Source organism: Pseudalkalibacillus sp. NRS-1564, assembly GCF_050467905.1.
In the GTDB taxonomy this organism is placed as follows: domain Bacteria; phylum Bacillota; class Bacilli; order Bacillales; family Guptibacillaceae; genus Guptibacillus; species Guptibacillus hwajinpoensis_B.
On the sequence record NZ_JBITPM010000019.1, the window covers coordinates 102,057 to 115,380 of the forward strand.

At 41.0% G+C, this 13,324-nt stretch carries 14 protein-coding genes; 12 read left to right on the forward strand and 2 right to left on the reverse strand.

Annotation, left to right across the window (positions count from 1 at the left end; genetic code table 11):
• Positions 1 to 7 precede the first annotated feature (7 nt).
• Entirely contained in the window at positions 8 to 871 is an 864-nt protein-coding gene (gene pheA / locus ACIFPW_RS10465; RefSeq protein ID WP_430244039.1) for a prephenate dehydratase, read from the forward strand.
• Between the two features lie 70 nt (positions 872 to 941).
• Here the strand turns inward: pheA and ACIFPW_RS10470 are convergent, their stop codons facing one another.
• Together ACIFPW_RS10470 and ACIFPW_RS10475 are read right to left on the reverse strand one after the other, a co-directional pair.
• Positions 942 to 1,487, reverse strand: a complete 546-nt coding sequence (locus tag ACIFPW_RS10470; RefSeq protein WP_370314245.1) for a transcription repressor NadR — start codon at positions 1,485 to 1,487, stop codon at positions 942 to 944.
• Positions 1,488 to 1,527: 40 nt separating this feature from the next.
• A complete protein-coding gene (locus ACIFPW_RS10475) occupies positions 1,528 to 2,652 on the reverse strand; it encodes an IscS subfamily cysteine desulfurase (protein WP_430244040.1) in 1,125 nt (374 codons plus the stop codon).
• A gap of 123 nt (positions 2,653 to 2,775) precedes the next feature.
• On the opposite strand from ACIFPW_RS10475, the gene nadB reads away from it, so the two are divergent.
• The 11 genes from nadB (at position 2,776) to ACIFPW_RS10530 (ending at position 13,231) form a co-directional block, all read left to right on the forward strand.
• Entirely contained in the window at positions 2,776 to 4,326 is a 1,551-nt protein-coding gene (nadB, locus tag ACIFPW_RS10480) for an L-aspartate oxidase (RefSeq protein WP_430244043.1), read from the forward strand.
• Positions 4,280 to 5,122: a carboxylating nicotinate-nucleotide diphosphorylase gene (nadC, locus tag ACIFPW_RS10485; protein WP_430244046.1), complete on the forward strand. Its 843-nt coding sequence runs from the start codon at positions 4,280 to 4,282 to the stop codon at positions 5,120 to 5,122. The genes nadB and nadC overlap by 47 nt, the downstream gene beginning before the upstream one ends.
• Complete coding sequence (gene nadA, locus ACIFPW_RS10490) at positions 5,119 to 6,222, forward strand: quinolinate synthase NadA (RefSeq protein WP_430244049.1); 1,104 nt, start codon at positions 5,119 to 5,121, stop codon at positions 6,220 to 6,222. Before nadC ends, nadA begins: the two co-directional genes overlap by 4 nt.
• A gap of 187 nt (positions 6,223 to 6,409) precedes the next feature.
• A complete protein-coding gene (safA, locus tag ACIFPW_RS10495; protein WP_430244052.1) occupies positions 6,410 to 8,188 on the forward strand; it encodes a SafA/ExsA family spore coat assembly protein in 1,779 nt (592 codons plus the stop codon).
• The gene (locus ACIFPW_RS10500; protein WP_430244055.1) at positions 8,172 to 9,083 is read left to right on the forward strand and encodes a phosphotransferase; all 912 of its coding nucleotides are present in this window, start codon (positions 8,172 to 8,174) and stop codon (positions 9,081 to 9,083) included. The genes safA and ACIFPW_RS10500 overlap by 17 nt, the downstream gene beginning before the upstream one ends.
• 77 nt (positions 9,084 to 9,160) lie before the next feature.
• Positions 9,161 to 9,787: a YhcN/YlaJ family sporulation lipoprotein gene (locus tag ACIFPW_RS10505; RefSeq protein ID WP_430244057.1), complete on the forward strand. Its 627-nt coding sequence runs from the start codon at positions 9,161 to 9,163 to the stop codon at positions 9,785 to 9,787.
• A 114-nt stretch (positions 9,788 to 9,901) separates the two neighbouring features.
• A complete protein-coding gene (locus tag ACIFPW_RS10510; protein ID WP_430244059.1) occupies positions 9,902 to 10,651 on the forward strand; it encodes a YebC/PmpR family DNA-binding transcriptional regulator in 750 nt (249 codons plus the stop codon).
• 102 nt (positions 10,652 to 10,753) lie between these two features.
• Positions 10,754 to 11,290, forward strand: coding sequence for a BofC C-terminal domain-containing protein (locus ACIFPW_RS10515; RefSeq protein WP_430244061.1), 537 nt, complete (start codon positions 10,754 to 10,756; stop codon positions 11,288 to 11,290).
• Between the two features lie 127 nt (positions 11,291 to 11,417).
• Positions 11,418 to 12,020, forward strand: a complete 603-nt coding sequence (ruvA, locus tag ACIFPW_RS10520; RefSeq protein ID WP_430244063.1) for a Holliday junction branch migration protein RuvA — start codon at positions 11,418 to 11,420, stop codon at positions 12,018 to 12,020.
• Positions 12,021 to 12,032: 12 nt separating this feature from the next.
• Positions 12,033 to 13,031, forward strand: a complete 999-nt coding sequence (ruvB, locus tag ACIFPW_RS10525; protein WP_430244065.1) for a Holliday junction branch migration DNA helicase RuvB — start codon at positions 12,033 to 12,035, stop codon at positions 13,029 to 13,031.
• A 2-nt stretch (positions 13,032 to 13,033) separates the two neighbouring features.
• Entirely contained in the window at positions 13,034 to 13,231 is a 198-nt protein-coding gene (locus ACIFPW_RS10530; protein ID WP_194219416.1) for a DUF2905 domain-containing protein, read from the forward strand.
• Positions 13,232 to 13,324: the final 93 nt, after the last annotated feature.

The following is a 13,324-nucleotide window of genomic DNA, read 5'->3' on the forward strand; positions in this document are numbered from 1 at the left end:
GGAGAAAATGGATAATCAAAAGAAGATAGGTTTTCTTGGACCAGAAGGAACTTTTACAGAAATCGCAGCAAAAACGTTATTTCAAGACGAGGATCGGACACCTTTTCCTACGATTCGCGCACGCCTTGAAGCAGTAGAAAATGGTTCTGTTGACTATGGCGTTGTTCCTCTAGAGAATACGATTGAAGGCTCCGTTAATATGACGCTTGATCTTCTTTCGCAGCAAGTTTCACTTCCAATCGTAGGAGAGCTTGTATTGCCAATTCGACAGCACTTACTGATCCATCCTGATCAAAACGATTGGACAAAGATTACTCGAGTTCTTTCGCATCCGCACGCGATAGCCCAATGCCATGTTTTTCTCCAAAAGGAGTTAGCTCAAGCTGAGCTTAGTAATGCAGCGTCTACAAGTGCTGCAGCGGAATATGTGCAGAGTACCGGAAAGATCGAAGAGGCAGCAATTGGTAATGAACTTGCTGCAGAAAAATACGGATTAACCATTGCACAGGCTGACATACATGATACAGAAGATAATGATACTCGCTTTCTTGTTTTACATCAAACGGCTGAACCACTCCCGAGAACTAACCTATTTCGGGAAGACCGCGTCACTTACAAGATTATTCTTCCTTCAGATTATCCTGGAGCCCTCCATCAAGTGCTTGCGGCATTTGCATGGCGTAATCTCAATTTAACGAAAATCGAGTCTCGCCCAATGAAAACAGGACTTGGTAACTATTTCTTTATTATTGATGTCGAACGTCCTAACCGCGATGTACTCTTAAAAGGTGTAATGGAAGAAATTCAAGCGCTTGGTATTGGTATTTCTGTATTAGGAGAGTACCCCTGCTTTGTTGTAACGAATAAATAGCGATAGGAATGCAATAAAAAGGAACGGCATCTGAGCCGTTCTTTTTTATTGGAAAATAAAGTTTTTAGAATTAGTCCTGTTCTAAAAGAAACCCTTCGTGTTTTAATGCGTTGATAACAGCCTCAAGCTGTGATTTAGAGTTTGCTTCGATTGTATGAAGATGAACACCAGAAGTAAGCTCGGACAAAAGAGAAGCATTTGTCATAGAGAGCTTAGAAAGAAATTGATCTGCTTCAAAGCGATTTCCAACGTAAAGTGAAGCTGTTAAGTGTCCATAAAGAGGGTGCTCAACGGTGACGTCTTTCACAGTCCCTCCGTTATCAACTATTGTATAGAGTTCATTTTTTGTATCTTCTGGTAAATGCTTGCATGCAATCACTTGTTCTTGCTTTGTATCTTTCCGATCTGAAGAGAACATGACATATCCTTGGGAAGTAGCGATAATCGGTTCATTTCTTGCTTTTAACAAAGAAATATCCTGGACAATCACTTGTCTGCTGACATTGGTTCGTTTTGATAAATCACTTCCTGTTAAAGGCTTTTCGCTCTCTTTTAGCCATTGAAGAATGAGTAACCTCCTGTTCTCACCTAGAATCTTTTCTCCTTCTTGTCCCACTATTGAAAACCCCTTTCGAAGACCACGATGTGTACCCTTATTATATCTTTGTTACGGAAGTGCGTGTAAGGATTTCATGAAATACGTCTGCTATTTTCTCGATTTCTTTCTGTGTAGTTCTTTTTCCAAAGCTTATACGAATTAACTCTCTAGCTTCATCATCCGATCTCCCCATTGCTCGCAATGTCTTTGAAGCCTGTTGTTGGCCAACTGAACAGGCTGATCCAGTTGAAATAGCAATTCCTTTGCGATTCAGCTCTAGCATGACATATTGTCCCTCCATCCCTTTGATTCGAAGTCCGATAATGTGTGGTAGTCCTTGCTCTCCCTCGATGACAATATTCGGATGAGTAAGTTTATTCACGAGGTAGGCACGTAAGTTTGTATATTTTGTTTGGTTCGAGTTCAACGCATGAATCGTTTCTTCTGCTGCTGCAGCAAAGGACATAATACCTGGAACATTTACGGTACCAGGGCGAAATCCTTTTTCATGAACGGTTCCGGGTAAATTCTGCCTCCATGCTAAAGACGGTGCAATATAGCATGCACCGACACCTTTTGGTCCATATACCTTATGGGATGAAACGGATAATGCAGAGATATGCATCTCCTTGACATTAATCGCAATTTTGCCGAAAGCCTGTACCGCATCTGTATGGAAAAGAATGTGACGCTTCGCAAGTTCTTCTCCGATTTCTTTCATTGACTGAACGGATCCTATTTCACTATTGCCAAAGGCGACCGATACTAAAATCGTGTCTTCACGAATAGTCTTTAACAATTCACTAAGTAATACATGCCCATTATGATCATAAGAAAGATATGTTACCTCATATCCTTCCTGTTCTAGCTGAGAGAATGTATGCAAAACGGAAGAATGCTCTGCAGCACAAGTAATCAAATGTCCTTTAGCATACATTTTTACTAAACTTCTAAGAGCAAGTATATTTGATTCTGTTCCACCAGATGTAAAATAAACTCCTGATGGTTCGCCATTTATGTGAGAGGCGATTGAACTACGCGCAGCTTCTAGTAAATGAGAAGCGTTGGTGCCAGCATCATGAGAACTTTGTGTATTTGCATAGAAATGCTGTGCGGCATGAGTATATGCCTCAATTGCAGCTTCTGACATCGGTGTTGAAGCTGCGTAGTCTAAATAAATCATTTTAATCTCCTCGCTTATATTCTGTCTTGTTATTTATTTAAATATATGTAAATATAGGTGTCAAGACACATGTTAATTTACTTTGGTGTAATCTCCATATTGTTCAGCGAGAGAAGGGATTTCATGAATCAGCTAAAAACAGATGTATTAGTAATTGGAAGCGGCGTGAGTGGATTGATGGTGGCCGAACTTCTTTCGGCGCAAAAGAATGTGACTGTTATCACAAAGTCTAAGTTTGGACAAAGCAATTCAATGCTTGCACAAGGAGGAATTGCCGCAGCTACAGCTGATGAAGACAGCTGGACAAATCATTTTTTTGATACGATTCGTGCCGGGGTTTTTCATAATAATGAAGAACTAACGGAACTTTTGGTCAGAAAAGGACCAGATCAAATCGATCAGCTCATAAACTTAGGGGTTCATTTTGATCAAGAAGCTGATGGAAAGTATAAAAGGTGTAAAGAAGGAGCTCATAGTGTTTCACGTATTTATCATTCTGGGGGAGATGCGACGGGGAGAGAAATTGTTTTAACGCTAATGAAGCGTGTTCAAAGAAAGTGTACGATCATTGAGCATCATCAAATCGTTGACTTAACAATGAAAGATGGGCAGTGTATTGGAGCTGAAGCGATCAATCAAGAAGGTGAAAGAATGCTTATTAATGCAGCGTACACTATTCTCGCTACCGGAGGAGTGGGGCAACTTTACCCTGTTACTTCAAATGAACTATCAATAACGGGCGATGGTCTTGCGATGGCTTATCGTGCCGGAGCCGTTCTAGCCGACCTAGAATTTATGCAGTTTCATCCTACAATGTATGCAGGAGACACCGAGCAATCGTTCCTTATTTCAGAAGCTGTCCGAGGAGAAGGTGGCATTTTAGTAACGTCTGAAGGCAAGCGTTTAATGGAAGGTAAGCATGACCAATTAGATCTCGCCCCAAGAGATGTCGTTGCGAGAGAGATTCAACAAGAGGCTTCGACTGTATACCTTGACATATCAAAGGTTTCACAGTTTGAAGAACGATTTCCAACAATCGCTAAGCAGTGTCAAAGTCATGCCGTAAGATTAGCTGAGGGACTCATTCCCGTGAAACCAGGCGCCCATTTTCTTATGGGCGGAGTAATGACGGACCAGGTTGGTAGAACATCCATAGAAGGTTTATTTGCTCTTGGTGAGGTCGCTCATACAGGTGTGCACGGTGCTAACCGTCTTGCAAGCAATTCTCTTTTGGAGGGAATTGTATTTGCTAGTGAAGCGTCGGAGTGGATTCTTCAAAATAAACGGAACGTTACGGAAGGTAAATTGGAGAGCTCACATTTTCAACTTCATGAACCTTTGTTAACAACAAATGAGTTAAAAAACATAATGGAGCAACATGTAGGAATGGTGAGAACAAGTGATGGGTTAGCTTACTCGCTAAGAATGCTTCAGCTGGATGAAATGAGGCTAGTTGAGGATTTAAAAATAGAGTCAATCGAGCGATACAATATGTTTCAGGTAGGGTGGTTAATGGCAACTTCAGCTTTTCTTCGTGAAGAAAGCAGAGGAGGGCATTATCGCGCAGATTATCCAGATCGGAAGCAAGAGTGGAAGCAAAAAAGAATACTCAGGGGGATATATTACGATGATTGGGCTGAAAGTCAAAAAAGATCTCGAACAGTTTTTTATTGAAGACATTGGAAATGTTGATTTATCAAGTGAGTTGTTATTTCGTTCAGAGGATCAAGCTGAGGCGTTATTTGTAATGAAAGAGGCTGGCGTTTTTTGTGGGCATCAGGTAATCGAGACTGGGTTTGAACTTCTTGATCGGGATATTTGTGTCGAGGTTTACGTCGAAGATGGCGATCACGTTCAAACTGGTGAAGTAATTGCTTCTGTGAAAGGAAATGTTCGCACAATATTAACGGGAGAACGGGTTGTTTTAAATATGATACAGCGAATGAGCGGTATTGCAACGATGACTTCTCATGCTGTGGAAATTTTGGGGGATTCATCGATTCGGATCTGTGATACACGCAAAACGACGCCTGGGTTAAGAATGTATGAGAAGTATGCAGTAAGGAGTGGAGGAGGATTTAATCATCGAATGACACTTGATAGCGGGGTAATGTTAAAAGATAATCACATTGCCCAGTTTGGTAGTATCGAACAGGCTGTAGCACATGTGAAAGGTCGCTTAGGGCATATGACCAAAATTGAAGTTGAGACGTCATCTGAAATAGAAGTTCGTCAAGCGGTGAATGCGGGAGCAGATATTATTATGTTTGATAATTGTTCTCCTACAGAAGTCTCTTCATACGCGCAGTTAGTACCTGACCACATTATAACTGAAGCTTCTGGGGGCATCACGCTTAAGAACCTTGCAACTTATCGTGATTCAGGTGTTCAGTTTATTTCACTCGGCTGCTTAACACACTCTGTTAAAAGCCTTGATATTAGCTTACGAATGAAAGGGGAAGAGAAATGAGTATTTTAGATGCGTTGAAGCGATCGAACGGACTTCCTGATCGATACAAAGAACTATCAGATCAAGAGATGGTAGAAAAAATCACAGCGATTAAAGCAGAGATGGGGGATCGTTTGTATTTACCTGCCCATCACTATCAAAAAGATGAAGTCATTCAATTTGCAGATGATACCGGAGATTCACTTCAACTTGCCCAGCTTGCCGCTCGGAATAAGAAGGCAGAAGCAATAGTCTTTTGTGGTGTTCATTTTATGGCCGAAACAGCAGATATTTTAACTGAAGAAGATCAAACGGTTATTTTACCTGATATGCGAGCGGGGTGTTCGATGGCTGATATGGCGAATATTTATCAAACTGAACGTGCTTGGAGCCATCTCATTAATCTTTTTGGAGAGACCATTCTCCCCCTAACTTATGTAAATTCAACGGCAGCTATTAAAGGATTTGTTGGAAGAAACGGAGGGGCAACTGTTACATCTTCAAATGCTGTAGCAATGGTTGAGTGGGGTTTTACTCAAAAAGAACGTATCCTATTTTTACCTGATCAGCATCTTGGGCGGAATACAGCTTACGACCTTGGTGTTCCACTTGAAGCGATGGCAGTGTGGGATCCAATAACGGATACGCTTGAATATAAAGGAGATTATGATGCAATTAAGGTGATTCTTTGGAAAGGTCATTGTTCCGTCCATGAAAAGTTTACAGTTCAAAACATCGCACAAATTCGAGAGAATGATCCTGATATGTCCGTCATTGTTCATCCAGAATGCAGTTTTGACGTTGTTAAACGTTCTGACTTATCAGGATCTACTAAAATGATTATTGAAACCATTGAGGAAGCAGAGCCAGGTACGAAATGGGCAATCGGAACAGAAATGAATCTTGTGAATCGGATCATTCAACAACATCCAGATAAAAGAATTGTTTCTTTAAACCCAAATATGTGTCCTTGTCTTACAATGAATCGAATCGATATGCCCCACCTTCTTTGGGCGCTTGAAGAAGTACAAAGTGGAAAGAAAACGAATCAAATAATCGTTGATCAAGAAACATCTTTCTACGCAATTAAAGCATTGAATCGAATGCTTGATCGAGCATGATGGATAAGGAATCAGACTTGATGTTTGATTCCTTTTTTTATTGAAGAGAGAGACACTATACATAGCTACACTTACTCCTGCATATTAATGTGATGATCTTATCCTTTAAAAAAGGTAGCAATCTGCCCAGTCACGCATACACTGTACTGAATTTCATTGTACTGATTACAGGAGGGAGTTTTTTAGCTTGAAAATACATGTCGTTCAAAAAGGCGATACTTTGTGGAAAATCGCTAAAAAATATGGTGTTGATTTTGAACAACTAAAAGCTGTTAATTCACAGCTTAACAATCCTAATATGATTATGCCTGGTATGAAAGTGAAAATACCATCTGGCGGTGTTCCGGTAAAGAAGAAGGAAATGCCGATTAAAGAAATGAAAAAAGAAATGCCTAAGAAAAAAGAAAAGCCAATGATGAAGCCGAAAGAGAAGCCTTCAATGACAATGCCGATCAACAATGAATTGAATATGAACATGAACATGAATATGAACATGATGCCTCAAGAAGAGAAGCCTAAAAAGGTTAAGCCAAAAGAAATAAAGCCTGAAAAGAAAATGAAGCCTATTGAAAAGAAGGCTGAGAAGAAAGTAGAAGAGAAAAAGGCAGCTGCGAAGAAACCTGTTGAGAAAGCGAAGAAAGCAGAAAATTTATTCTATCCAATGAATGACGAAGAAGTGCTGAGCGAATTTGAATCCTCATCAATGGAAATGCCCCCACCGCCAATGAACCAGGGCTATCCTAATAATGTAGCGGGTGCAACGAATTATGCGAACAAAGAATACAATGGAGGTTACCCGGGGTATCCAACTTCTGTAGGCGGAGCGCATATGGGCTTCCCTAACAACCAGAATATTGCTGGTGTATATGATGGTTATGGGAACAAAAGTAATCAAAATGGCTCTCCAGGAGAAGTGGCTGGGATGTATCAAGGCTATGGAAATAAAGGTGGCTATCCAGGTTCAGTTGCAGGAGCAGAAATGAATAATTACGGCCATAAAGGAGAGGAAAGCTCTGAAGTAGCTGGGGCTTATGAAGGGTATGGTCAGCCGAATTTCGGTGCGCCTTCTGGGAATGTAGCAGGCGCGTATAATCAAGGTAACGGCTATCCTAATCAGAATGTAGCAGGCGCATATCAATATGGAAATAAAAGTTCGGTCGGTGGGGCCAATAAAAGTAATTATGGAATGGGCGAAGAAAGTTCAGATGTAGCAGGAGCAAGCTACGGTCATAAAGCCAATCAACAAATGTCAGGCTATCCAGGCTCAGTAGGTGGCATGCAATATGATGGGAACAAGGGTTATCCAAATCAAAACGTAGCGGGTGCGTATGATGGTTATGGGCACAAAGATAACAATGGTGGGTACCCAGGCTCTGTAGGTGGCATGCAATATGATGGGAACCAGGGTTATCCAAATCAAAACGTAGCGGGTGCGTATGATGGTTATGGGCACAAAGATAACAATGGTGGGTACCCAGGCTCAGTAGGTGGCATGCAATATGATGGGAACCAGGGTTATTCAAATCAAAACGTAGCGGGTGCGTATGAAGGTTACGGACACAAAGGGAACAATGGTGGATACCCAGGTGCTGTAGCAGGTGCAGCTTCCGGTTATCCGCAAATGAATATGGGCTACCCAAACGTCGCAGGTGCTTCAATGAATGGGAATGGTATGCCATCACCTTATGGCCATAAAGGAAATGAAGAATATCCTGAAGCTGTAATGGGAGCTTATGGCTATCCAAATGAGAACGTAGCAGGCATGATGATGCCTCCGGGTTATCCGAACCAGCCAATGGTATCACCTTATCAACAGCACGACTGTGGATGTGGTGGGAATCCGAACGTTTCACCATATCACCAAATGCCGCAATATGCGAATCCGGGATTTGTTCAAGGAGCGAATAAAGCGCCAATGATGGATGATTACATGGGCATGGAAAGTAGCTATGCAGAATCACGCTAAGGAAAAAGAGGACGGTATCCTGGAAAGGGTACGTCCTTTTTTTCTTCATTTAGAACGTGTTAATTCATTTGTTTGGAAGGGCAGATTGATTACTGGCGTATCGGTTTATATGAAAGGATCTGTAAAAAAGGAAACGTTAAGAAAACAAATACACCTCTCACATCACTGTTCAGATTCTTTTATTACTTTCATTCCATTTCCAGATGGCGATTGGCTTAAGGAAGACGGGGGAGTATATTTTGCCTGTATGAAAACAATGGAGGGACGAACGCTCAATTACTCATTGAAAGAAGATCGGCTTTTAGCGATTGAGAAAGTAGCACACTTTCATCAAGAAAGTATAGGATTAGTCAGTAAGGATATTTTTCCCGTATCACTTACTCGTAAGTGGACGAACCGTTTAATTCGCTTCAAGAATGAAGTAGGATCTTCTCTAATATCTGCAAATGAAAAACAATTCATTCAGTATTATATTTCTGTAGGGGAAGAAGTCATTTCGGGTATGACACCGATCGAAGAATTGGAACGAAATGCTCACCGTGATAAATGCATTGTTCACGGCGACCCCGCACATCATAATTTTATCTTGCGTACGGATACATTATTATTGATTGATGGTGACCTAGCGAACTATGCCCCTCATGAATATGACTTTTTGCAGTTAATGAATCGAATGCTGCCTCACTCTAACTGGTCAATGGATGAATGGTCACGATCTCATATCCCGACTGTTCGACATTGCTTAGAGAACCCTTTGTTGTGTAGGCTTCTAGCCTATCCTGCCGATTTCTACCGAGAATGGTTGATGAATCCAAATGGAAGAAGTGCCCTATTAGATAAAATGAGACAACAAAACAACCTTAGATCACGGTTTATTAATTCGATTCTGAAGTAGGTCCCTGTGTTACCTAGAACTAACAGATTAAAATGATAAGCCTCCTCACATTCTAAAGGTGAAAGGAGGTTTTAAATATGAAGAAAACAGTCTTGACGCTTTCAACGATGATGCTCGCAGGTGGTTTGATCGGCTGTACAGCTGATAATGAGGCGATGGATACGCGTTATAACGACTCCGCACGTCCAATTGGTTACTACACGAGTGAAGATAATAACGGTGATTACCGTGAAGGTGCAGTAACGGATATGATTGATCGTGACTATTCAAACGGAGTTAAGGCCCCTGACAAAAAGCAAATCGATAAGCGAAATGGCATGAATGGCCCTGGATATATGCGTACAGATAACAATTATTCAGGTTATGATAATGAGCTTTCTACACGACTAGCTAAACGAATCAATAAGCTTAAGAACGTGGATGATGCTCGAGTTATCGTATATGGTGATCAAATTATGATTGCCGTTGATACAAACGACCAAAACGATGCAGATGTTAAAGACAAGGTTCGCGGCGAGGTAGCAAAAGTAACAAAGCAAAAGAATGTGTCAATTTCAACAGATGAAAATGTGTTTGGTCGAATGGGCGATGTTAATAACCGTCTCGAAGATGGAGATGGTTTTGAAGAGGTACAGGCAGATGTGAATGGCATATTAGATGACATCGGAAATGCTGCAAAACGTCCATTTGAAAACAATAAATAATAAAAATAACGAGCGGGCAGTAGCCTGCTCGACTACATATGCAAAACTCTTTTCGGAGACTTGAGCCCTATGATATAGTTGGGAAATCAGTTCATTTGAAAGGAGTTCTCTTAGATGGCAGGACATTCCAAATGGAAAAATATACAGCGTAGAAAAAACGCTCAAGATGCTAAACGTGGAAAAGTATTTATGAAGCTAGCTAAGGAAATCTTTGTAGCTGCCAAGCAAGGAGGGGGCGATCCGGAAACGAATCCCTCATTAAGGCTTGCTGTGGACAAGGCTAAATCATCAAATATGCCTAACGAAAACATTGATCGAGCAATTAAGAAAGCTACAGGGGATTTAGACGGTGTTCAATATGATAACGTGACATACGAAGGATATGGCCCAGGTGGTGCCGCCATTATGGTTCAACTACTTACCGATAATAAAAATCGAGCTGCAGCAGATGTGCGTCATGCCTTTAGTAAAAATAAAGGGAATATGGGCGAAAATGGCTGTGTTTCATTCTTATTTAACCGAAAAGGTCTCCTTGTGATCGATCGTTCCGAAAATGATCTCGATGGAGATGAATTGATGCTTCAGGTTATTGAAGCCGGGGCTGAAGAAATGGAAACAAATGAGGATGCTTATGAGATTTATACCGATCCCCAGGAATTCCAAGATGTAAAGCACCAATTACAAGCGAGCGGATTAAGTTTCTCTTCCACTGAAGTCACGATGATTCCAGAAACGTATGCTCCACTAGAAGAGGAAGATGGGCTTCATATGTTAAAGCTAATTGATATGCTTGAAGATAACGATGATGTGCAAGATGTTTATCATAATGCTGAAATAAATGATGATGTTTATGATCAATTGTGAGCTACAGTTTTTCTGTAGCTTTTTTTGATGCATATTCCTCAATAAAACGGAAACGCTAACGGCATGAACTTCTTGAAAATGGAAGAAAGGTGTTGGAAACATATGAAAAGCCTTTATCCACTCCTTCTATTAGGTATACTTCTTGTTCTTGGAGGAACATCGGCCGTGGCTTATGAAGGAGATGGCATATCACCGGTTACAGGAACCAAAACTCAAGAAAAAGGACCACTAGTTGTTGAAGTTGTATTGAGAACAAATTATGCGGACGGTGTTTCAACGAACCAATCTGTATATGAAACCATATGGGCAATGGAAGACTTTTGGAGTCAATACGCTGATTGGCAACTTGTAGATCAGGAAGAAGGACGAATGATATTTGAACGGAATCTAGAAGATATTTCGCCTGCAAGTAAACAAAATGGACATTTTGGATTAACAGAGGATGGCATTCTTACGATATTTGATGGAATTCCGGCAGAAGAGAAAGTCATTCAAACATTTTTTCAAATTGATGTAGGAAAGCTAGAAAGTCAAAGAAGAGAGCAGCTTATGGAAGGAATTCCAGTAGAGTCATGGTATCAGTTTGAAGACGTCATCCAGTCTTTTTCTAAAATTAAAAAAGAAGAACCTGTCCAGTAAGGGCAGGTTCTTCTTTTGATTTAGACGCTTATCTCCGTTTCTAAACGCTCGTCTCCGCTTTTCATCTTTTTATGGTAGAATGGAGAGATAGAAATACATGTTCGTATGTACAGGGGAGAGAGTAGCTTTGATAGAATATATTAAAGGCACGGTTGAATATATTGATACAGAATACATTGTTGTAGAGTCGAATGCGATAGGATATAAAATTTATTGTGGGAATCCTTTTGAATTTCAGAAGTACCGTAATCAATCGATTCAAATTTTTACGCATCATTACGTTAGAGAAGATCTCATTGCCCTTTATGGATTTCCAACACAGGAAGAGCGACTTTTGTTTGAGAAGCTTCTAAATGTTTCCGGTATCGGTCCTAAGGGAGCTGTGGCCATTTTAGCGACTGGTGAACCTGATAAAGTTGTGAGTGCCATTGAAATGGAAGATGAGAAATTTCTAACAAAGTTTCCTGGCGTTGGTAAGAAAACTGCCAGACAAATCATTCTAGATCTAAAAGGTAAGCTTAAAGGCTTTGGCGCTCCCACTGAGGGATTGTTTGCAGTGGATGAAGTTCAAGAAGAGGGTGCTCATGAGCTAGAAGAAGCGCTAGAAGCATTGAAAGCTCTTGGGTATGCTGAACGAGAAATTAAGAAGATTAAACCAAAGCTAGTTGAAGAAACGCTAACGACAGATCAGTATATTAAAAAAGCCCTTCAGCTTATGCTGAAGCAATAAGGAGGGAGTAAAGTGGAAGATCGAATTCTATCAGGAGAGCAGGTCGGTGACGACTCATCCGTAGAATATAGCCTCCGTCCTCAGCGATTAAGTCAATATATTGGACAAGAAAAGGTAAAGCGAAATCTTGAAGTGTTTATTGAAGCGGCTAAAATGCGTGAAGAGCCCTTAGATCATGTGCTGTTGTACGGCCCTCCTGGTCTAGGTAAAACGACTCTCTCGGCCATTATTGCAAACGAGATGGAAGTGAATTTGCGTACAACATCAGGTCCTGCGATTGAAAGACCTGGTGATCTTGCAGCTATATTAACCGCCCTTGAACCTGGGGATGTTTTATTTATCGATGAAATACATCGACTACCTCGAAGTGTTGAAGAAGTTCTTTATCCTGCGATGGAAGACTACTGTCTAGATATTGTAATAGGAAAAGGCGAAACGGCAAGATCTGTTCGTTTGGATCTGCCACCGTTCACCCTAGTAGGCGCTACGACAAGGGCTGGACTATTAACGGCGCCTTTACGAGATCGTTTCGGCGTACTGAGTAGATTAGAGTATTATCTTGAAGATGAACTTCAAACTATTTTAATGAGAACAGCTGACATTTTCGATGTTGAAATGGACCACGCTGCTGCTGTTGAACTTGCCCGAAGATCGCGAGGGACACCTAGAATTGCCAATCGCTTGCTAAAACGTGTAAGGGATTATGCACAGGTGAAAGGGGATGGCGTCATTTCGCACTCACTTGCTTCTCAGGCTCTTGAGATGATGCAAGTCGATCCTCTTGGACTTGATCATATCGATCACAAGCTTCTATTAGCCATCATAGAGAAATTCCGTGGAGGTCCTGTAGGAGTAGATACAATTGCAGCAACGATTGGTGAAGAAAGTCATACCATTGAAGACGTGTATGAACCCTATCTACTTCAAATTGGATTTCTTCAGCGTACACCTCGTGGACGAATGGTTACTCATCAGGTATACGATCACTTTGGTATGGAGATTCCTCAATAGCGATGGGAATTTCAAAACTGTTTATTATCTTAGGGATCGCCTTCTTGGCCATTGGTGTGTTGTGGTCCTTTATTGGGAAATTACCTGGTGACATCGTAATCAAAAAAGGAAACACTACGTTTTTTTTTCCGATTGTAACCTCAATAGTCGTTAGTATTGCCTTGTCTTTACTTTTTTTTATTATAGGTAAGTTCAGATAAGGGGGCAGCTTTCCAAACGCCATTTTCAACATGGTGGAAGGGGAACTGCCCCTTAAGGGTGCGCCAACAGGTAGAGCTGTGGTAAAATCAATA